We start from the raw sequence: 21,747 nt of genomic DNA on the forward strand, positions 1-21,747 counted from the left end.
TGTTTGCTCGTTTTTTGTTGCAAACCTCTTTGCTTCCCTATTGCTCCTGTTTTTGCAATAATAAAGGAAATATAAATAAAGGTTGGGATACTATGAACATTCGTATTACTGATGAAGCAAAAGCAGCTATACATAGATTAGAACGTGAAGACAAAAAGATCATTCGCATTAGAGGGACAATGACAAACTCTTGTAGTATTTTCGTTGATGTCGATTTAATTTGGGATACATATAACGCAGATGATGTTGTATATGAAGATGCAGAGCTTATCGTACAAATGGATTCATTCACGAAAGACTACACTGGTGATACAGTGAAGCTTGATTATAAGACGACTGGTTTTAGTATTACGACTCCGAGTGAGACGTTAGTTTATGGATTGTCGATTAAAAAATAAAAATTGTTTTCATTTGACCACCGAGGTGAAAAAATGGATAATTATGTTCCGTTAAAATTTTTATTTAGCGAAGAATTAGCAGAAAAAATAGCTGATTCTATTTGTAAATACGATCCGAATTTCTCTAAAAAAAACTTTGTAACCTCTGTAACATGTAAAGTTGAAGGTTTAGAGTTAAAACAACGTATTGAAGTAATAGCAGATGAATTACAAAATGCTTTACAAAAAGATTTTAATGCAGCAATACATATATTACTGAAAACATTAGGACCAGAAAATACAACAGAAGTAGGCATGTTTACAAATGGATATATGTACATGCCTCTTGCAAAATACGTTGAAAAATATGGACTTAACAACTTTGAAACCTCATTCAACGCCATGTATGAAATAACGAAAAGAAATACTGCTGAATATGCCATTCGGCCTTTTCTTGAAACATACCATGAAGACACACTAAATATATTACAACAGTGGATTCATGACGAAAACAGCCACATTAGAAGATTAGTTTCTGAAGGTACAAGACCAAGGCTTCCTTGGGCTAAAAAAATAGGAGCTCTGAAAGGTGACTTTAAGTACAATTTACAGCTTCTTGAACCATTAATGAATGATACTTCTAAATATGTCCAAAAATCAGTAGCCAATCATATTAACGATATTACGAAAGAAGATAAAGAACTCGTTTTTCAATGGTTACAGCAATTACGTGATAAACAGCATCCTATTAATCCTTGGATTATAAAACATGGGTTAAGAACAGTTATTAAAAATGGTACTTTACCAAAAGATTTTTATTTTTGAGTATATTAAACAAAAACGCTATCCTTTCCTATGATTCTAGAAAAAGAATAGCGTTTTTTTACTCGTCCAGTATTTAGTAGGTATAACTTTTTATATTTCAAAAGACTTTTCTCTCTAAAAATATTTTTCATACAAATTTTCACATTCTAAAAAATCTATAAATTTCTTATAATGTGTCACTGTTCTTTCTAAAGCAATCATTAAAACAAAAATAAAATAAATTGCTTGGATTCCATTCATATAATTAAAGAGTGATTCAAATATATATACAATACTTGCAATCATAGAACAAAACCATAAATAAAACTTCATTTTCAACTTTTTAATTTTTTGCTTAGTTGTCTTACAATACTGACCATGAACTCTTATAAACAAATAAATTGCTGTATGTAAAATAATAATTGAAAATTGAAAACTTCGATTATCCTCCGAACTAAATTCAGAAAAATCTATTTCTAATGAATGTAATACTATCCAAATAGAAAATAAAGATAGCAGAAATACATATAAAAAACCAATTAATAATTCAAAAATAAAGAGCCAAGGTTTATTTATGATTGAGTAAAATGGATTTAGATATTTTATGGTTAATAAAAATTTTCTCACTAAATCAGTAATAATAATTGATGTATTAGTTATATTCATATAGAAAAGTAATGTTATTGGAACTAATAACATTATAGTGATGCCCCAAACAGTAATCTTAATGCCTGATAAAAAGAAAACAGCTCCATAAATTATAACTGAAAAAATAAAAGTTGATATTGGAACAAACATTAAAAATGTAAAAGTTCTTATTAAGATTAAATCCCCTAAAAAATCTTTTATTATGGAAACGTGTATTTTTTCCTCCTTGTATTTTTTCACAGTATCAACTATTTCTTTCTCAGATAAAAGAAAACACTTCAATCTATTAAACATAAAAAAACCCCTTTATATTAAAAAGATTAAAATATATACCAAACTGTTATTAAAATTTCATAAAAATAATTGTAAATTTTGTATAAGCATTTTTTTCACTTTCAACTGTAATTAAGGCGTGATGTGCCTCTATAATGGCTTTGACAAGTGCCAATCCAATTCCGGTCGATCCGTGCTTTTTAGAACTACTTGATTTATAGAATCGTTCAAAAATATGAGGTAATTCTTCAGCTGAAATTCCCTCTCCAAAGTCTTGGATTACTAGTTCTGTATAGATTGGAGAATTTTTGGCCTGAATCATTATTTTACCACCGGGTTTAGAATGTTCGATTGCATTCTTCAACAGGTTTAACAAAGCTTCCTGCATCCATAATTTGTCGTGAATAACGACTATTTCTCTTGGTGCATTCCAATCAATCAAAATATTTTTATCACTTATCATGCTTTGCAAGCGATTTAGTACTTCCTCAGTCGTATCTACTAAATTCCCTGGCTCTTTATCAAACGAAATCGCTTTTGCATCAATTTTTGCTACTTTTAACAAATTCTGAATTAAGACATTCATTCTAGAAATCTGAATATCATTATTTTGTAGTAATTGAGCTTGTTGCTCTCGGGATAGTTTCTCATTTAACAACATTTCATTATAGATAGAAATAGTTGAAAGCGGCGTTTTTAACTGATGAGATATATCCTGCAACATTTCTCCTAAAAACCGTTTCTCTTCAAGCAAATCATGCATATTTTTTCTAATGATATCCCTCATTGAACGAAATGAAATCGCCAGTTTCGCGAAATCCCCCTCTTTATTTTCATTGATGACAACCGAGTAATCTCCCTCGATTATCTTTTTTGCAGCTCTAGTAAGCTGGCTAATCTTATTGAAAATAATTTTTTGTTGCATGTAGTTTGCAACAAAAAGTAAAAATCCAAAAGCAATCAATCCCCACATCATAAATTGATTGTGATTAATAATTAGATTATTTAAGTGAGGAAAAAATTTTGAATCCAAGTCTTCATATAATCCATATTGCTTTAGGATCTCTGTCCCTTTTTCCTGATATTTACTTGAGTGAGACGAATGACTCGATAAGACTTTCATAATTTCCGCTTCATTTTCTGGATTCTGCTCTACCAACCTAGCTGTAATTTCCCCCCATGTTGCAATAGAGTCTCTTTTCAAATGATCATAAAATAATTGTTGAATAATAAATTGGTAAATCACAAATATAGATAAAAGGACGGCTAGTATCGTCATATAGCTTTTTAACTCGGTATTTTTCATTATCTTGCTCACCCAATCACGTCCTTGCTCCAACGATAACCATATCCTCTTTCGGTAACGATAAACTGTGGTTTTTGAGGATTGTCTTCAACTTTAGCTCTTAAACGCTTTATGTATACAGATAACGTGTTTTCATCAAAAAAAACATTTTCTCCTTCTGTTATTTGTTGTAGGAGTTCATCTCTTTTTAATGCTTTGTGAGAATTCTTCATGAAATTCAATAGCAGCTTGTATTCTAAATTCGTCAATGTAATACTTTCACAATTTTTATAAACCTTGACTAGGTTCGTATCGATTCTTATATTCTCAGATCTTAAAATTTGAGATGGCGTTTCTAGCGACGCTTGTTTACGCAATTGTACTTTCACTCTGGCCATGAGTTCCCTAACCCGAAAAGGTTTGGTTATATAATCATCACCGCCTATATCCAGCCCCATTACCACATTTGCTTCTTCATCTAGTGCAGTTAAGAAAATAATAATCGAATTCTCGTTTTTCTTTTTAAAATACAAACATAAGTCATAACCATTACCATCTGGTAGGCCGATATCAAGGATGGACAAATCAAATGTATTGTGAACAAACTGGTGTTTAGCTTCTTTTACACTGGACGCTCTAATCACCTCATAACCTTCATTTCTCAATGAAAATTCGATGGCTATGCCAAGAGCTTCATCATCTTCAACTAGTAATATTTTTTTATTCAAGTATGTCCTCTCCTTTTTTCCCCTAGCTTATATTCCAATTACAATAGCCTGGCTATAATCTAGCCAGGCTTATAATATTATTGTTCTCTGATATTATCAATAATATTATCTTGTTGAATTTTTTTCAATGGATTTAAGACTGATAAATAACTAATTATTAAAGCTGAAACAAACGTAATGATACAAGCCTCATAGGGAATTGTCCATGTCATTTTCAACATATTAGATATAGCTAAATATATAATATAAGACAATATACAGCTAAAAAAGATTCCTTGTAAACTTCCAGAAAAACCGTAAATCAAAGCTTCATAGGTAATCATTTTTTTCAAATCCTTTTGTGACATACCAATGGATTTCAACGCGGCCAATTCTTTTCGTCTAGTCATGATACTTATAGTTATAGTATTGAGGATATTAACGCTACTAATTAAAGAAATGACTGTGATGAAACCATATGCAAGCACTTGTAAAGTAAGTTTTTCTTCTTTTTTTGTTTTATTTTCTTGATAATTATTTACGATTGTAATGGAATATCTTTTTCCAATCGTGTTTTCTATTTCCTTTACTGTCGCGGAAGATTGAGTTACATCCTTTAATTTAGTTTCAAAGCTATTCTCCTTTTTTTCGTATACTTTAGATATATTTTCAAGTGATTTCAATTGATGCAAAACTTGTTCACTCTCAGCTAAATGATCTGGATTATTATCCTCTATCTTAATTGTAATATCCGATTTAACAGATAACTTATCAAAAGATTTAGATGCAAATGCAACACTCATTAAATACGAGAAAGTAATAAATAACACACTACTTATAATAATTGATAAGATTGTAATGGTATAGCGATTTTTATTTCGCTTAACATTTTTCATAGCCATGCTCAAAGGAATAGATAAAGGTTTTTTCACCATGGAATTCTTTTGTTTTTTGATTTGTTCCTTTTTAATTGACAACCTGCTACTAATTGCCAACAAAGGGGAGATTTTCCCTGCAAAATAAGCTGGGTACAAACTTGACGCTATTACAGAAAGCAAGGTAATAATCGAACTGATTAGTAAAATATTCCAATCGACATGGAATATCGAGACCGCTTTACTATTTTCCATTAAAAGTGAAAAAGTGAACTGCAGAGAGGCAAGTGCTATTAGGCTACATATAATTCCAATTGGTATAGCGATGACAGCCAGAAAAGTAGCTTCTCTCAGAACGATTTGTCTAATTTGCTTTCGTGTTGCACCAATGCTTCTCAACAAGCCAAACTGCCTCGTTCGTTCTACGACACTGATTTGAAAAGCGTTGTAAATCACAACAATTGTCGCTATCACAACAATGCTGATTGTAATAATTAGCGTAGCCATAATCGAATTATTGTAACCTGGTTTCTCTAATTGAATTAATTCATTACTTATATTAATATTATTCTCTCCGGAAATGGTCTTGAGTCCCTCTAAAACCTCATTAAAGTTTGCTTTTGAGCTAATTCCAACTAATATTTTCCCTTCACGAGCGCTAAACTTACTCTTATAGGTTAGTAACCGTCCCACCTTATTCTCCTGTGTATATGTACTATCACTTAGAAAACCAACCAATTTGTATTTTTTTTCATTTAATTCGAATGAATCACCTATTTGAATATTTTCTTTTATATAAGGTAATACCCAGGGATCAACAGCAACTTCTTGATCATTAGATGGCAATCTGCCCTTAATAATACTGTATTTTAAAAATTCCAAGGCGTTATCATCAGCAAAATTCATTTGTACAGCAGCCTCTCCAACTTGGACTGTTTCTCCCTGTGACATTAAACCAAATGATTCAATTTGCGAGTTATATTTAATTTTTTTCAATATCGATTCATCGTAATTTAATACAACGGCATGAAAAGAATACCCTTGCCTCTTTTTCGTATTCTCGATTTGAGAAATCTGAGTACCGTTCATAAATAGGCCGATTGTAGAAATTAACGATACAGAGAGTACGATTCCAATCAAAGTTAAAATTGTTCGTTTCTTATTTCCCTTTAAGTATCTCCTGCTTAATTGTTTATAATTACCAATCAAGATTAGTTTCCTCCCGTCTTAAGGCTTATTCGTATCTAGCCACTGATCAGAAATGATTTGGCCATCTTCAATTGTAATAATACGATCAGAAGTTGATGCAATTTTTAAATCGTGAGTAATCAATACAATAGTTTGATTATATTTTTTTGCTGTCAATCTTAATAAATCCATGACTTCTTTTGTATTTTGAGTATCAAGATTTCCTGTAGGTTCATCAGCTAAGATTAAATGTGGGCGATTTATAAGTGCCCTCCCAATCGAAACCCGTTGTTGCTGACCTCCTGATAATTCAGATGGTAAATGATTTCGTCTTTCATGAAGTCCCAGAATTTCAATAATTTCGTCCATATAAGGATTATCTACAGGTTCATTATCTAGTAAAGTGGGCAAAGCTATATTCTCTTGCACATTCAATACAGGAATTAAATTAAAGAACTGAAATATAAAACCAACTTTTCTTCTTCTAAATATCGAAAGTTCATTATCTGAATAATTATAAATATTGTTCTCTCCAATAAATACTTGTCCTGAACTCGGACGGTCCAACCCTCCCAAAATATGCAACAATGTACTTTTACCTGAGCCAGAAGCTCCTACGATTGAAACAAATTCCCCCTGATGTATTGTAAGGTTTATTCCCTTCAAAGCATCTACCCTACTATTGCCTTCACCATAACTTTTGACGACATCCTCTATTCTTACGATTTCCACTCATATCACCTTATTTTCATTTTAATTTAGTCTTGTACCTCTACAAAGTTTATTTTATTCTGATTATTCGAAGAGAGCTTATCAATCTGTTGTAAAACTTTGTCTACTTCTTGTTTGTTTTTATAATCAAAATTACGTTTTTGAAATTGAATCAATTTCATTATTGACTCTGATTCAGAAAGTGTATTATATTCTTGGTCGTTTAGAATAACAAGGTTCATTGGAACATACCCAATCCAAATTTGCTGTTTAACATACTGAGCAGGTACTATCTTATCGTTCAAATTCAACTGGTTATTTTCAAAATTATCAACCGTAGAATTATCACCCGCATAAGAAAATAATAGATTCTGATCACTAGATACTTTATTTTTATCTTTCACCCTCTCAGAAATAATAGATGCTGAATTTGGATCTTTTCTAGCTCTTAGAAGTCCCTTATTAAATAATTTTACCGCGGTAGAACTATTAATAACTGCATATTCTGTAGTGTTGATTTCAAATTCTTCATTTGTATCATTTTGTTTCTTATCTTCTTCTGATAATGGAATCCTTTTTGTTGTTGTGACGTACTTTATCTTATAGTCTATTGATTGTTTAGTGTCATCTTTAAACTCTTGTTTAACTTTTTCTACGTCAGTTGCAGTACCACTAACTAGAATCCCATCGACTGGTTGTCCTGGACCTTGCACATAACGTTTTACTCCTAATCCTATTCCTATAAAAATAGCAATAACAACCGTATAACTGATAATTTTTTTCATTAGAATACTCCTTTAGTAAATGATTTATATCTGGATTATAGATGAGTTTTTTTCATAAGTTAATGACTTCTATCTAACTATGTGACTTCTAATCTTACAATTTTGTAAGATTAGTATTCCCCATGCTCAACAAGCTAAATTTATATAATAATAATAATCTTATACATTATTATTCTCTTTTTTATTGGAACGGGTCGAATCACAGGCAATAACCCGACCTATAATGATTAATGTTACAGATAATAACTTAAGGCCCGTCTTATATATAATCTAAATCTTTAAAATAAACAAAGGATATTACTCCTAATACAGCACCAACTATCCCTAGCATCAAACCCTTATACTTTTGTATAAACATCTTATTCCTCTTTTCGCACAAACAAATTATCCATATATAAAAATACTAAGTTATGGAATGTTTTCAAAGAATTAAAGCGTTTTTATATTCAGTTTATATGTCTACTTCTTTTCTTATCCCATAGTTAAGTAAATCCAAAGGGATACAAAAACGTCACTTCTTTTATAAACAGTACGACTTTATTGTTACTTAATAGTAGTGAGAAATATCACATATCTCATAAAAGGGCTGGGCGGAAATTTAAGTTTACTAAATACCTTTTCTAAAGTTTGAGTGCACCCTTTTTCTGTACACTCCATCCAATCTTTCATTAAACAACTACCTTCTCCCATAATTTCAAAGGATTTCCACTCGGTTATCCCGAATATATAAATTACCATTCTCACAAGGAGCGAATCTATATGAATCTATTCGAACACGAAACGTAAAACTGCCTCTCTTTCATAAGAGGTCCTCCCTTTTTCTTTTCTCATCATATCATTCATTTACGAAATAGGAGGAAATAATTATGAAACGTAATCCATTATTTTTAACTTTATTAAAAAGTGCAAATACAAACTTTAGCGGCTGGGATTTTTCTTTCATTTCAGAAACGGGTCGAATGAAGAGCGAGCCTTTATCGTGGTCGTACGGCAGCACTGCTTTTCAGCTTATGCAATGTGCAGAATCAATGCTCGATATGGGTACTGGCGGCGGAGAGTTTTTATCTATGTTACAACCGTTCCCGTCAACTATATTCGCTACTGAGGGCTACACTCCAAACGTGTCAATTGCTCAAAACAAATTAGAGCCTTTAGGAGTTACTGTTTTAGAAGTAACTGATGATACTGCATTACCATTTCAAGATGGGCAGTTTGATTTAATTATAAATCAACATGAATCGTATGCTGCTTCTGAGGTAAACAGAATCCTTTCTCCAAGTGGCGTTTTTCTTACACAACAAGTTGGCGGTCTTGATTGCGCGGAACTTAATGAGCAGTTTGGCTCAACACTAAATAGCGACTTTGCAAGTTGGTCTCTCGAAACAGCATGCAGTGAGTTAAAGCAAAATGGATTTACTATTTTAGAAGCAAGGGAAGAATTCCCTTTCCAACGCTTTTATGATATTGGCGCTATCGTCTATTATTTAAAAGCGATTCCGTGGCAAATTCCTGATTTTACTGTCGAAAGATATTATGAGGATTTATATCGCATACATGAGAGCATCTTGCAAAAAGGATATTTTGATGTGAAGCAACATCGATTTATGATTAAGGCGATTCGCAGCTAGCAAAAAGGAGGTGGCATAGCCACCTCCTTTTTGCTCCGTTTACGTATGTTCTCTACTCTTTCATCATAAGAAAAGTTATATCATACATATTACAATTATGACCAATGAGTTGTATTTCTGAAACATATAATCACCTCGCATATATAATGAGAGCAAAAACGTGATTTTTCACTTTCCTCTTCTATTGAGAAACAAGTTGTTTTTCATATCGCTTGTTCGTATCATCTTCTGTCAAATATGCAGTTGTGTAATTAATAATATTCCGGTTATCGTACGTGAATATATGTTTTAACTTATTTTCTTCTGTTAATACTGTCGGTAAGTATTTTGGTAAGTTGCTAACTACACCTCTATTATCACCATCTAATATCCAATCAATTTCTTTCCATTCTAATAATCCTTCAGCCGTACGAAATGGTGTATTCATCTGCATTTCATCTGGCAAATCAGCAACGAACACATACATTCCTTCATTAGCCTGGGGCTCATCTTTACCTTTAAAAACAACAGTCCCTTTATACGTTACACTTGAAAGTTCTATGCCCGTTTCCTCAAATGTTTCTCTAATTATTCCTTCGTATGGCGTTTCATTATCTTCTATTTTTCCTCCGACACCATTCCACATCCCCATATTCGGCTTTTTATTTCTATTTAATAGCAGTATTTTATCGCTTTTTCTAATAAAGCAAATTGTGTACTTGTACATACAATCATTTCCTTTCATTTTCCACATGAGTTATTTGGCTTATTTTCAAGTAAAAACACTCGCCTTACAATTCCTTACTACATAATATATAGTACAACTTTCATGCGTAAACACTTTACGTCAAACGAGAGAATCCTTTTTAGAAAGGAGAATTTAAAATCGATACTATAAGCAATGAATTTTTAAACCAATATTACAACAGCCTTGTGTGGTTAAACGATACACACTGGCTCGGGGTTCCAATCTGTAAACTTCCCTCTGATCTCTTTTTGTATCAAGAAATCATTTATGAATTAAAGCCCGATTTAATTATTGAATGCGGGACTTTTCATGGTGGTAGTGCACTGTATTTAGCTTCTATGTTAGATTTAATTGGAAAAGGTCACGTACTTACTATCGATATAACTCCGCAGCCAAATCGGCCATCACATAATCGGATTACGTATTTAACAGCCTCTTCTGTTTCTGTGCAGGCCGTTCAAACAATAGTAAGTATGCGCAAACCTGATGATGTGATTTTAGTTATTTTAGATTCTGATCATAGTAAAGAACATGTATCCAAAGAACTCTTACTATATAAATCTATCGTCACTACTGGCAGTTATATAATTGTAGAAGATACCTCCATTAATGGAAATCCACTTCTTCCTGATTGGGGTCCTGGCCCGATGGAAGCTGTAGATGAGTTTTTAACAAAAAATAATAACTTCATAATCGACGACTCTAAACATAAATTTTTCATATCATTTAATCCAAAAGGGTTTTTAAAGAAAATAAAGTGAAACTTTAATCAGTGAGGGATTCATCCCCCACTGATTATCAGCCCTCACCAATCGGGCTTTTACGGACAGTTGATCCCCCACCTAACTTCTTTGCTTTCCCTGAACTTTGAGGTGGGGGTCTTACTGCCCATTAATGCGGGATAAAGTGAAACTTTAATAAGTGGGGTTTTGCTCCTCCCCCACTTATTCTATCATTTTCATTTTTGAAAAAGGATAATATACGAATTCCACCTTGCCAATTATGTTATCTTCTTCAATATATCCTAAGCCATTGCGACTATCTCTACTTACTTCGCGGTTATCTCCCATTACAAATAACTTATTTGGTGGAATTTTTGTCTTTTGAAAGTTATAAAACACTTGTGTGTTGTTAAATAAATCTTTGTTCGTATATGGTTCTTCTTGCTTTTTATCGTTCACATATACCTTTCCATTCGTTATGTTAATTACATCACCCGGAAGCCCTATTACACGTTTCACATAATATTTCGATTCATCCTCTTCTTTTATAATGACAATTTCTCCGTGTTGTAAATTAGAAAGACGTACTGCTGCTTTATTTACAAATACGTAGTCTGCTTCATATAAAGTCGGCTGCATCGATTCCCCTTCCACCTTACATAAAGTAAAAGAATGGTAGCCTATGACTATCACCAATATAAATAGTATGTACTTTCCCCAGCCTCTCTTAATCTCCTTTTTCATATCCATTCCCACCTTATAAAGCGCTTTTTAACTCAAAAAATATATCACTGCACAATAAGTTTCCATGCAGTGATACTATTTTTACTGTGCCTTGTTCGGTTGTTCTACTGGAATTGAATTTGCATTTGATCTATTTGTTTTTAATTCAAAATACGCATCCAAAATCTCTTTACCAATGGCAGAATTAATTCCTGATTTATCATCATTCACCCATGGCACAACAACTGAAAAGGCTATTTCCGGATCAGCATCATATGGCGCATAACCGGCAAGAGTTAAATTATAACATTTTTTTCTGTTGTTGTTCTCATCTCTTCCAATATCACTTTCTCCACCATATACTGTCTCAGCTGTTCCTGTTTTTCCCGCTGGTTTATATGGTAAACCTTTAAACGTTCCAGTACCTGTTCCGTCAGCTTCTTGAAAAACCCTTCTAAATCCTTCTTTTACATGATTAATGTACGAAGTGTCCATATCCACTCGATTTAATACAACTGGTTCAATCGACCGAACGACTTTTCCTACATCCTCTGGTCTATTCGGTTGTTCTCTAACTTCTTGTACAATTTGTGGTTTCATTCGGTAACCGCCATTTGCAATGGTTGAAATATATTGCGCAAGCTGAAGCGGCGTATATGTATCATACTGTCCAATCGCGTAATCAAGTAAAAATCCGGGTATGTTATCAGTTCTACCTACTTGACCAATTGATTCATTTGGCAGGTCAATACCAGTCGACACACCTAGGCCAAATTGTCTAAAATAGTAGCGCATTTTATTAAATGTTTCTTGTTTAATGTCTAATGGATTGTTTGGGACATAATTAATGCCTGCCATTTTTAAAGCCGTATTAAACATATAAACGTTCGATGACACTTGCAAAGCTCTTAAATCATCAATATCCCCAAATTCTTTCCACGATTTCTTCGGCTTAGAACTTCCTTTAAAATACATTGGTGCATCAAAGAAATGTGTATACGGCTTAATCGCTTCTGTTTGATATCCAGTTAATAAAGTAGCACCTTTTACAGTTGACCCTAACTCATAAGAACTTGTCATCGTTCCTAGTGCATAATCTTCTATTTGCATACCGCCATCTTTATTTACAATTTTCTTTCCTGCCATTGATAAAATTTGACCGTTTTTCGGATTCATCATTACTACGAACGCACGATCCATCATCGGCTCTGCAGCATGAAAAGCTCGTAAATTCTTTTCAAGGCTTCCCTCTACTCTTTTCTGTAAATCCATATCGACTGTTAACATCAAGTTATTTCCACTTTTTCCTTCAGTCACTTTTTCAGTTCGAACAATCTTCCCTGCTTTATCCATAATATTTTTAGACTGTTCTTTCGTTCCATGTAGTGCATCTTCGTATTGTTTTTCGATGTAACTTTTACCAATACGGTCGTTTCGATTATAATCACGAACTAAATAATAATCTAATTGTTCTCTTGGCAACCCTTCATTTTCATTAGAAACGCTACCGAGTATAGAGCGCAGTATTTTATCATTTGGGTATTCACGTTCCCAATCTACTGTTGTATCTACCCCCGGTAAACTTGCCAACCTTTCACTAACGACAGCATATTCATTTTGACTTACATCTTTTTTAACGATTTGCGGCGTCATTTTATATCCCGCATTCATTTTGCTTTTAATTACTAATACTTCTATATCTTCCTTTGAAAGCTCATTTAATTCTTCTTGTGTAATTCTTTCCCGGCGCAGTTCTTCTACTTTTTTATCTAACTCTTTTCCTTCTATTTCTTGCTTTCTAAATTTACTCTCATCTTCTTTCGTTACTTTCGCTGCTGCCCGCTTTTCATTTAACTGCATCCAAAAATCTTTCTTATCTGTCTCTGTTAACTTATCCATGTCCTCTTGCGACATTTCAATTAGCTTAGCTAAATCTTTTGCTACCTGTAAAACTTCTTTCGAGTCTACTCCTCTCATTTTCGTATATGTAACGGTTCGCAATGGTTTATTATTTACAATAACGTGACCTTGCCGATCAAACATTTTCCCTCTAGGAACGGGAGTGCTTACCGTTACATCTTCCTTTTTGTTTACTTCATTTCTATACGTTTCTCCATCAATGATTTGTACTTTACCTAATTGAATTATAATAGCTGAAAATAAAAGAAAGACAATAAAAAATAGTACATTTAACCGAAATGGAATATGAGTCTTTTTCTTTTTCGATTGTTTTTTCTGCTCCTTTTTCTGTCTCATTTCGCTCCCTCGCTTCATTCTATTAACATTTCTACGCAAAATCATTATGTATCAAATTTATTTATATGATATATATAGAATTTTATATTAATTACAAAAGAAATAAAAGATTTAATTTTCAGTTTTTTATTTCACTATCCTATTTATTACCATTCCCTTAATGCACAATAACATGAATATTATTCTAAAAGAAAAATGGGACAAATTGATTTTTATACCATTAATTCACATTTCTTTGTATACTAAAGAAATAGATTCATAAAAGACATTACTTAAGGAGAGAACGAAAATGACAGATTCGTTTATCATACATACTAATACGCCACATTGTTTAAACTTTATGATTTACATTCAAAATATTTATCTCAATCAAAAAGGAAAAAAAGAAAATTTTCGTTTTCCTTACATAACAAAAACATTACATTTCTCCACTGACTTTAAAACAAACTTCAAAGAATTATGGCTGACTCTTCGTAAGCAAACTGCTAACGACAGATATGATTTACAAATTTTTCACGAGGAGAATCATATATTTTACGAGAAGCTTTTTGACACTCAATTATGTAATGAGGAATCTTTTAAAGAATTACTGTGTAGTTTTAAAGTATGGTGGACTAGCATAGTAGGTCAGCATTCATTAGAATGGTCTGTAAGTGAGTATAGTACGCAACTTTATAATGATTTAGTTTTATACTTAAAACAAAACCAAATAAAACCTTTACAACAGGTACACATTAGCTTACTTTATGACGATTGTGTATTCGCTAAAGAAAATATTACTTCTTACTCTGCCATTTTACCTACCAAACTCTTTTTTATAAATTATAAAGATGTTGTTACTACGTTATCAAAATGTTTTCATATCGCTTTAAACAGCGATTACTCAAATAAAAAAGTGAGGTAGATACCTCACTTTTTTAGATAACTTATTTCACTGAAGATACCCCTTTAACAAACTCACCAATCTTATTTTGAAAAACAAAATCAAAGTTATATTCTTGCCCTGTTAACTCTTCATTTACTAAAATTGTTGTTGCCCCTATTTCCCTCTTTGCGATTTGCGGGAATGAAGCGACGGGTTGTACTTTTAATGACGTTCCCATAACGATAAATACATCTGTTTCATATAAACGTGTTATCGCATTTTGATATTGCGGTAATGTATCTCCGTATAAAACTACGTCTGGATTTAAAATGAAATTACACTTCTCACAACGCGGTACTTCATGATCAATCATATACTGTAAATCATAGCCTGATTTACATTTTGGACAATGTGCTGTTTGAAGTGTTCCATGTAAATCAATAACATGGTTACTGCCACCTAATTGATGTAAACCGTCAATATTTTGCGTTAAAATCGTAATATCTTTCCCTTGTTCTTCTAGCTCAGCTAAAAAACGATGTCCACGATTTGGTTTATATTGATGGAACGTATTAATTTGAAAGATTTCTTTATAATGCTTCCAAAATTCTTTCGGACTTTGGTTATAGTACCCTCTTGATAAATACATCTCCACATTCGCATCAGCATACAATCCATTTGCTGAACGGAAATCTGGGATACCACTTTCCGTACTTGCACCAGCGCCTGTTAATACTGTAATTTTCTTCGCTTTTTCTAAAATTGAACGTACTTCTTCAAATTGTTGCACAAAAATCACCTCTATGTATTTTCCTATTCTTATTATACCAGTTGTTTACAGGAGGTGTTGTACAATTCATTTTACTTAATGCGTTGCGCCCCCAATCTCTACAATATCTACTTCAACTGTCATCGTTACTTCAATTGCCAATTCTATTCCCTTACTAATAGTAGAAAGTGACATACTCGGTTGCCCTGGATAATTACTCGATTGTTCTGGTAAAAACGGAATATGAATGAATCCGCCTTTTATTTTCTTATCATGTTTCTCTAGTTCATGCATAAGTCCATAGAATAAGTGATTACAAACGAATGTGCCTGCCGTCTGTGAAACAGATGACGGTATGCCCTCTTCGCAAAGTTTTTTTACAATTGCTTTCATCGGAAGTGCAGACCAATAGGCAGCTGGTCCTTCTTCTACAACCGGTACATCTACCGGCTGATTTCCTTCATTGTCAGCAATTCTTGCATCATCAATATTAATTGCAACACGTTCTATCGTAATATCTGGTCTGCCCCCAGCTTGTCCAATGCATATAATAATTTCCGGCGCTAGTTCTTCTATATACTCTTTTAATACGCTTATTGATTTATGAAATACAGTTGGTACTTGTTTGCTTATTACCTTGTATTCTCCAATTGTTTTTTCATGCAAACCTTTTGCTACTTCCCAAGCTGGATTGATATTTTCTCCGCCAAATGGATCAAACCCTGTTAATAATACTGTTTTCATAGTTTTATCCTCCTAATTAAAAACGATATACAAGGCCGTACATAATAAACATATTTATGATAAAAATTGAAAGAGCAATTGGTACTTGTGCTTTAATAACTGCATTTTTATCCTTTAGTTCTAAAAGCATTGCTGGTACGATATTAAAATTTGCTGCCATTGGAGTAAGCAGTGTTCCGCAATATCCAGCAAACATACCAAGCGCTGCCATAATCGCTGGGTTTCCGCCGTGCATTTGAACTATTAAAGGTAAGCCAATTCCGCCGGTAATAACAGCAAACGCTGCGAATGCATTTCCCATTACGACTGTAAATAGCATCATGCCTAAACAGTACGCCATAACAGCAACGAACGGATACTCTGTCGGTAACACTTGTCCGACTAAGTCTGAAACAACTTGTCCAACGCCAGACTTCGCGAATATACCACCAAGTGCTGCTAACATTTGTGGTAAAATGACAGCCCAGCCGACAGCTTGTAATAGTCTGCTTCCTTCTTGTACAGGCGTTGTTATTTTTGATTTTGTAATACGCATTGCCGCGACGAATGCGAGTAATGCACCAAGCGCTAATGCAACTAATGTTACTTTATCTGGATCAACAAGAGAGACATTTCCCCATTTAATTTTCCCTAACGTTAACGTACCGATAATTGTAAAAATAGGAATTAAAAGTGCAGGCATAAAAATTTTATTTTTTAATTTCTCAGCATGTTTCACACGTTCTTGTACTGGTACTTCTTTTTCCTGAGACTTTGTTACTTTATTTAGTGAAGCTAAAACGACCATAGTAAGCACTATACAACCAACGTAAAACGAAGGAATTATATTTCCGAATAAAAATGTAACTGCAAACAATGCCCAAAATAAACTAGAACCGAATCTGTTTGGATGTTCACGATCGAATGCGATACGAACAGCGATAAAGGCAACGATTATCCCTAATACATAATAGATTGTATCCATTGTGATGATGTTCATATTAGATTACCTCCTTCTCTTCTTTTCCTTCTGCCTTCATTGTTTTCTCTATATATTTATCAAACCTTCTAAATCTAATCCAGCTTACAATAAGTGCAGATATTGCTGTCGGAATGCCCCAAAGTGCCATATCCCATACACCGACATGCATACCTACTGAATCGAAGAATCCTTTCATTAATAAAATAGCACCAGTTGCGATGAAAATATCTTCTCCGAAAAACCAAGCTGTATTTTCCGCAGCAGCTGCGTTTGCTTTAATCTTTTCTCTTAATTTTTCAGGGAGTTTACCGTATTTACCTTGTGCGGCTCCTTCTGCCATCGGTGCAACGAGCGGTCTTACTGTTTGTGCATGACCACCAATATTCAGTCCAAGTGCTGCTGAGGATTCTCTTATCGTAAAATATGACATTAATACTCTTCCAGTTGTTGCTCCTTTTGATTTCGTTATAAGTGCTTCTGCTCTTTCTTTTAAACCGTAACGCTCTAAAATTCCGATTACCGGTAATGTTAATATAATTGGCATAGACATATATCTATTTTCTATGAAAAATTTACCGAACATACTGATCACATCATAAAAACTTAATCCTGAAACCATACCAGTAACAATACCTGCAACCATAACTACTAAAAGTGTATTTAATCTAAATAAAAAGCCCACTGCAACAAGTAATATCCCGATTAATTTCACCAATTCCAACACTTCCCCTCATTTTTTACTTCAGTGCACAAATAGAAATGCCGTTAAGTTTGAATGTTCTGTATATTCTTTCTGCAAATTGCACTGCTTTTTCCCCATCACCATGTAAACAAATCGTTTGCGCCTGAACTACTACTTTCTTTCCATTGACCGAATTTACATGGCCTTCTTTCACCATTTGAAGTACTTGCTTTATCGCTTCGTCTTCATCTTTTATAAGCGCATTTTCTTCTGTACGGCTCGTTAATGTACCATCTTGCTTATATGTACGATCCGCAAAAGCCTCTTGTACGAGAGTTACTTTGTATTTTTTTGCAGCCTGTATAAATGCCTCACTATTTGCTAATCCGTAAAGTAATAGATTTGGATTACTATGATAAATTACCTTCGCAATTGCATCTGCAATTTCCGGATTAGTCGCCGCCATATTATATAGAGCACCGTGCGGTTTTACATGATGCATCTTCCCGCCAGCTGCTTTCAAAAAAGCGTCTAATGCACCGATTTGATACAATACATAGTCGTATACTTCACTTGCTGAAACATTCATGTTTCTTCTACCAAATCCAATTAAATCAGGAAATCCAGGATGCGCCCCTATTGCTACGTTATGCTCCAAAGCTTTTTCAACAGTTTGACGCATAACAGACGGATCACCCGCATGAAAACCGCAAGCAACGTTTATAGAGGAAACGAACGGAAGAATTTCATCATCATTCCCCATTTTATAAGCGCCAAAACTTTCTCCTAAATCACAATTCAAATCAATTGTAGTCATGATATTTCCCTCCTGCTCTCAGCTTCGTAAAGCGATGAATTTCTTTAATAGATTCATATTTACTTCTTGTTCTATGTACAATTGTTCCGCTTCTTCAAGCGTAATTTTCTCAAAAGAAACATAGTCCCCCGGCTTTAGCTGGGCAAGAAGAGGTAAATCTACTGAAATGATATTTCCAATTCTCGGATAGCCACCTGTCGTTTGTCTATCTGCCATTAATATAATCGGCTGTCCACCATTTGGAACTTGAATGGTTCCAAATGTAACAGGACTCGATAAAATCTCTTTTTCTTCAATCCTATTTAATACTTCTCCCTCAACTCTATAGCCCATACGGTCAGCATGATTAGATACCTTATACTCTTTCGTAAAAAATGCCTTTCTACTTTCTTCTGTAAATTGATTATATTCAAAGTCAGCTATGACACGAAGCTTAGGATGTTTCTTATACTTTGGTAGTACGCTGTTGCTAATTGCCCATTTCGTTTTTATTCGCTCATCTTTTTGTAAGTCTTGAATGAAACAATTCGCCATTTCTGGTTGTGCACCAATTTGGAAGTAGTCACCCTTTTTCAACATTCTTCCTTCTATACCGCCAATCGTAGCACGTATGTACGTACTTTTACTTCCCATAGTGCGATCAATATGGATGCCACCCGCAAAAGTCACATACGCTCTGCAACCACTTTTCACCTTTCCAAAACAAAGCATACTACCTTCTTCCGCTAAAATGGGACGCCATAACGGGATACGTTCTCCATTCAATAACGGTTCCATGTCTGCTCCGCCAATCGCAAGTAAAGTCGGTTTCTTTATTAACAATTTAGGTCCCATAATCGTAATTTCGAGTCCGGCTTCATTCTCTTCATTACCAACTAACATATTGATCATCCGAAGCGCACTTTGATCCATTGCCCCGCCAACGGGTACACCGTATTGTTGATAATGTGATCGCCCTAAATCTTGGACTGTTGTAAACATTCCCGCATGCAAAACTTCTACATCCATTCTTTAGCCCCCTCAAGTGATACGTACTCTTCCTTCGTTATTGGGATAAATCGTAAATACATACCACTTTGAATATATGTTGGTATTTCTTCTTCTGGATTAAATAATGAAATAGGAGTTCTGCCGATAATATTCCATCCTCCTGGTGTTTCAAGTGGATATATACCTGTTTGATTCCCGCCAATACCCACTGAACCAGGAGAAATTTGTAACCGTGGTGTTTCTTTTCTAGGTGTTTCTAATTCTTTTGATAGTCCTCCTAGATAGGGGAACCCTGGTGTAAAACCTAGCATATATACAAAATATGTAGTTTCACTATGTATTCGAATCACATCTTCTACTTGTAAACCTTTATAATGTGCGACATCTTCTAAATCAGGTCCATATTCTCCCCCGTAACAAACTGGTATAGAAATATGTTTCACATCCTGTTTTACTTCTTCTTTATTAGAATCATACAGCTCCTTTATATACTGGCGAACATAATCATATGGTCTTTCACTTCTTTCACTTCTCTTCCATACTTTATATACATTGTAGTAAACAGCTAATGAAGTAAACGATGGAACGCACTCAATCATTCCTGCAAACGGATGTTGCTGCAGTGCTTGAAATAACCGCTGTACTTTCTCATATATATCCATCTTAATTTCTTCACCAAATGTAACAATAATTGCTTGATCCCCTAACGCAGAAAATTTCATCCTACTCCCTCTTTCTATGCCAAAAAGCCGAGTTCTTTCGAAATGCGATGTGCTGTTTCTTTCACCTTAGCGATAAAATATGAAATGTTACTTTCGCTGTACTCAATTGCTAATCCTGAAATACTAATGCCTGCTACAACCGTTCCATCACTTGCGAAAATGGGCGCTGCTATTGCGGCTGTATGATTTTCTAACTCAGAATAACTAATTGTATAGCCTTCCTTTTTTGCCATTTGCAACACTTCTAACAATTGTTTCTTATCCACGATTGTTCCATCTGCAAACTGTTTTAAATCCACTTCCTCTATGTATCTCCGTTTCTCTTCCTCAGAGAAATACGATAGTAAAATTCTTGGACATGCACCAGTATAAAGCGGTGCTCTTCTTCCAACCGCCGTATACACGCGTACCGGCTGAACACCTTCCATCTTTTCAACGTAAATTGCGTCATTACCATCTTGAATTATTAAATTAACTGCCTGTCCTAAACTATCTCTAAGTTCTTTCATATAAGGAATTGCTATATTTCTTACTGATAATCGTTGTGAAACAAGTTGACCGAACCGTAAAAATACGACCCCTAAACGATATTTCCCCTTTTCGTTTTTTTGTAAAAACGCCATCTCTTCTAACGAGCCAATTAAACGATAAACAGATGTTTTCGGCATATTGGTAAGCTGAACCATCTCAGTTAAACTTAGCTCTTCATGCTCATAAAACAACTCTAAAATATCCATTGTCTTAACTGCCGTTTTATTTATACTCATTCTATCTCCCTTTCGTTCCGAATTACGGAACTTAAATTCCGTTTTTCGAAACAAACATATAATTTAAAATTATAAAATATTCTTTCATTTCAATCAATAGATTTTAAGCAAATAAAAAAGTATGGAAGAATATCTCTCCCATACTTCACTACACTTTATAACGCTCTTACTTGTTTCAACGGCCAGAAAACAGCTTGTCCTTTTCCGACAATTTCATCTTCTGAAATAAAGCCAAACATGCGACCATCCTTAGAAACTTCACGATTATCCCCTAAAACAAATACTTGGCCTTCTGGCACTTTCGTTTTTCCTGTGATTTGTTCTAACGTAAAGTCTGGAGTTAATACACGGCCTACTGCTTTTTCTTTAAACTGTTTTAAATATGGTTCTTCCATCGCTTTGCCGTTTACATATAAAACATCATTTTTATACTCAACTGTATCGCCTGGCAAACCAATTACTCGTTTTACTAAATCGTATCCTTCTTTTCCGTGGAAGACGATAATATCAAAGCGATCTAATCCACTTATACTATAACCAATCTTATTCACGAGCACTCGTTCGTTATTTTTTAAAGTGGGCATCATTGATTCACCTTGCACTAAAGAAGGTGTAAATAAAACACCGCGAATAATAGCAATTAATACAAGGGTAAAACCTATCGTTTTAGCCCAAGAGAATAATTCTTTCTTCGTATTTTCCTTCATCGTTTCTCCTCTTT

General features: G+C 33.9%; 23 protein-coding genes and 1 pseudogene. 5 read left to right on the forward strand and 19 right to left on the reverse strand.

Annotated elements, in window-relative coordinates:
• Nucleotides 1-92 precede the first annotated feature (92 nt).
• Both BAQ53_RS14555 and BAQ53_RS14560 read left to right on the forward strand, forming a co-directional pair.
• Nucleotides 93-398, forward strand: a complete 306-nt coding sequence (locus BAQ53_RS14555) for an iron-sulfur cluster biosynthesis family protein (protein ID WP_046946025.1) — start codon at nt 93-95, stop codon at nt 396-398.
• A gap of 33 nt (nt 399-431) precedes the next feature.
• Nucleotides 432-1,202: a DNA alkylation repair protein gene (locus BAQ53_RS14560; RefSeq protein WP_089149493.1), complete on the forward strand. Its 771-nt coding sequence runs from the start codon at nt 432-434 to the stop codon at nt 1,200-1,202.
• A gap of 114 nt (nt 1,203-1,316) precedes the next feature.
• Here BAQ53_RS14560 and BAQ53_RS14565 read toward each other — a convergent pair whose 3' ends face one another.
• The 7 genes and pseudogenes from BAQ53_RS14565 to BAQ53_RS26485 form a co-directional block, all read right to left on the reverse strand.
• Nucleotides 1,317-2,123 (reverse strand): hypothetical protein, encoded by an 807-nt coding sequence (locus BAQ53_RS14565; RefSeq protein ID WP_000483292.1) that lies wholly within the window; start codon nt 2,121-2,123, stop codon nt 1,317-1,319.
• 49 nt (nt 2,124-2,172) lie between these two features.
• Nucleotides 2,173-3,408, reverse strand: coding sequence for a HAMP domain-containing sensor histidine kinase (locus BAQ53_RS14570; RefSeq protein WP_000798888.1), 1,236 nt, complete (start codon nt 3,406-3,408; stop codon nt 2,173-2,175).
• Between the two features lie 8 nt (nt 3,409-3,416).
• Nucleotides 3,417-4,115 carry a response regulator transcription factor gene (locus BAQ53_RS14575; RefSeq protein WP_001035094.1) on the reverse strand — a complete coding sequence of 233 codons (699 nt, stop codon included), beginning with the start codon at nt 4,113-4,115 and terminating at the stop codon, nt 3,417-3,419.
• Between the two features lie 77 nt (nt 4,116-4,192).
• A complete protein-coding gene (locus BAQ53_RS14580) occupies nt 4,193-6,178 on the reverse strand; it encodes an ABC transporter permease (RefSeq protein ID WP_000580037.1) in 1,986 nt (661 codons plus the stop codon).
• A gap of 18 nt (nt 6,179-6,196) precedes the next feature.
• Nucleotides 6,197-6,889, reverse strand: a complete 693-nt coding sequence (locus tag BAQ53_RS14585; RefSeq protein ID WP_208905636.1) for an ABC transporter ATP-binding protein — start codon at nt 6,887-6,889, stop codon at nt 6,197-6,199.
• A gap of 26 nt (nt 6,890-6,915) precedes the next feature.
• Nucleotides 6,916-7,653 carry a lipoprotein BA_5634 family protein gene (locus BAQ53_RS14590; RefSeq protein ID WP_000720909.1) on the reverse strand — a complete coding sequence of 246 codons (738 nt, stop codon included), beginning with the start codon at nt 7,651-7,653 and terminating at the stop codon, nt 6,916-6,918.
• A 159-nt stretch (nt 7,654-7,812) separates the two neighbouring features.
• Nucleotides 7,813-8,011 (reverse strand): annotated as a pseudogene (locus BAQ53_RS26485) (hypothetical protein).
• Between the two features lie 508 nt (nt 8,012-8,519).
• Between BAQ53_RS26485 and BAQ53_RS14595 the strand changes: the two are divergent.
• Nucleotides 8,520-9,281 carry a class I SAM-dependent methyltransferase gene (locus BAQ53_RS14595; RefSeq protein WP_000828139.1) on the forward strand — a complete coding sequence of 254 codons (762 nt, stop codon included), beginning with the start codon at nt 8,520-8,522 and terminating at the stop codon, nt 9,279-9,281.
• Between the two features lie 181 nt (nt 9,282-9,462).
• On the opposite strand, the gene BAQ53_RS14600 is transcribed toward BAQ53_RS14595, so the two are convergent.
• On the reverse strand, nt 9,463-9,987 hold the full coding sequence (locus BAQ53_RS14600; RefSeq protein ID WP_000280185.1) for an NUDIX hydrolase: 525 nt from the start codon (nt 9,985-9,987) through the stop codon (nt 9,463-9,465).
• A 158-nt stretch (nt 9,988-10,145) separates the two neighbouring features.
• Between BAQ53_RS14600 and BAQ53_RS14605 the strand changes: the two genes are divergently transcribed.
• On the forward strand, nt 10,146-10,769 hold the full coding sequence (locus tag BAQ53_RS14605) for a cephalosporin hydroxylase family protein (protein ID WP_277996463.1): 624 nt from the start codon (nt 10,146-10,148) through the stop codon (nt 10,767-10,769).
• Between the two features lie 183 nt (nt 10,770-10,952).
• Here BAQ53_RS14605 and lepB (BAQ53_RS14610) read toward each other — a convergent pair whose 3' ends face one another.
• Together lepB (BAQ53_RS14610) and BAQ53_RS14615 are read right to left on the reverse strand one after the other, a co-directional pair.
• On the reverse strand, nt 10,953-11,474 hold the full coding sequence (gene lepB, locus BAQ53_RS14610) for a signal peptidase I (RefSeq protein ID WP_002164083.1): 522 nt from the start codon (nt 11,472-11,474) through the stop codon (nt 10,953-10,955).
• Nucleotides 11,475-11,555: 81 nt separating this feature from the next.
• Complete coding sequence (locus BAQ53_RS14615; protein ID WP_001249187.1) at nt 11,556-13,709, reverse strand: peptidoglycan D,D-transpeptidase FtsI family protein; 2,154 nt, start codon at nt 13,707-13,709, stop codon at nt 11,556-11,558.
• Between the two features lie 289 nt (nt 13,710-13,998).
• Here BAQ53_RS14615 and BAQ53_RS14620 point away from each other — a divergent pair, with 289 nt between their 5' ends.
• The gene (locus BAQ53_RS14620; protein ID WP_000132268.1) at nt 13,999-14,613 is read left to right on the forward strand and encodes a hypothetical protein; all 615 of its coding nucleotides are present in this window, start codon (nt 13,999-14,001) and stop codon (nt 14,611-14,613) included.
• A gap of 22 nt (nt 14,614-14,635) precedes the next feature.
• On the opposite strand, the gene BAQ53_RS14625 is transcribed toward BAQ53_RS14620, so the two are convergent.
• The 9 genes from BAQ53_RS14625 to lepB (BAQ53_RS14665) form a co-directional block, all read right to left on the reverse strand.
• Nucleotides 14,636-15,373, reverse strand: coding sequence for an NAD-dependent protein deacylase (locus BAQ53_RS14625; protein ID WP_208905638.1), 738 nt, complete (start codon nt 15,371-15,373; stop codon nt 14,636-14,638).
• 66 nt (nt 15,374-15,439) lie between these two features.
• Nucleotides 15,440-16,087 (reverse strand): pyroglutamyl-peptidase I, encoded by a 648-nt coding sequence (gene pcp / locus BAQ53_RS14630; protein ID WP_000859714.1) that lies wholly within the window; start codon nt 16,085-16,087, stop codon nt 15,440-15,442.
• Nucleotides 16,088-16,103: 16 nt separating this feature from the next.
• Entirely contained in the window at nt 16,104-17,066 is a 963-nt protein-coding gene (locus BAQ53_RS14635) for a DUF979 domain-containing protein (RefSeq protein ID WP_001021649.1), read from the reverse strand.
• Nucleotide 17,067: 1 nt separating this feature from the next.
• A complete protein-coding gene (locus BAQ53_RS14640; RefSeq protein WP_000239810.1) occupies nt 17,068-17,763 on the reverse strand; it encodes a DUF969 domain-containing protein in 696 nt (231 codons plus the stop codon).
• Between the two features lie 22 nt (nt 17,764-17,785).
• Nucleotides 17,786-18,547: a 5-oxoprolinase subunit PxpA gene (gene pxpA / locus BAQ53_RS14645; protein WP_061884339.1), complete on the reverse strand. Its 762-nt coding sequence runs from the start codon at nt 18,545-18,547 to the stop codon at nt 17,786-17,788.
• An 18-nt stretch (nt 18,548-18,565) separates the two neighbouring features.
• Nucleotides 18,566-19,555, reverse strand: a complete 990-nt coding sequence (locus BAQ53_RS14650; RefSeq protein ID WP_000382224.1) for a 5-oxoprolinase subunit C family protein — start codon at nt 19,553-19,555, stop codon at nt 18,566-18,568.
• Nucleotides 19,546-20,259, reverse strand: coding sequence for a 5-oxoprolinase subunit PxpB (gene pxpB, locus BAQ53_RS14655; protein WP_089149498.1), 714 nt, complete (start codon nt 20,257-20,259; stop codon nt 19,546-19,548). The genes BAQ53_RS14650 and pxpB overlap by 10 nt, the downstream gene beginning before the upstream one ends.
• 14 nt (nt 20,260-20,273) lie before the next feature.
• Nucleotides 20,274-21,026, reverse strand: a complete 753-nt coding sequence (locus BAQ53_RS14660) for an IclR family transcriptional regulator (RefSeq protein ID WP_000026351.1) — start codon at nt 21,024-21,026, stop codon at nt 20,274-20,276.
• Nucleotides 21,027-21,181: 155 nt separating this feature from the next.
• Nucleotides 21,182-21,733 (reverse strand): signal peptidase I, encoded by a 552-nt coding sequence (gene lepB / locus BAQ53_RS14665; RefSeq protein WP_000662502.1) that lies wholly within the window; start codon nt 21,731-21,733, stop codon nt 21,182-21,184.
• Between the last annotated feature and the right edge of the window lie 14 nt (nt 21,734-21,747).

This window comes from Bacillus sp. B25(2016b) (assembly GCF_001679765.1).
In the GTDB taxonomy this organism is placed as follows: Bacteria; Bacillota; Bacilli; order Bacillales; family Bacillaceae_G; genus Bacillus_A; species Bacillus_A thuringiensis_K.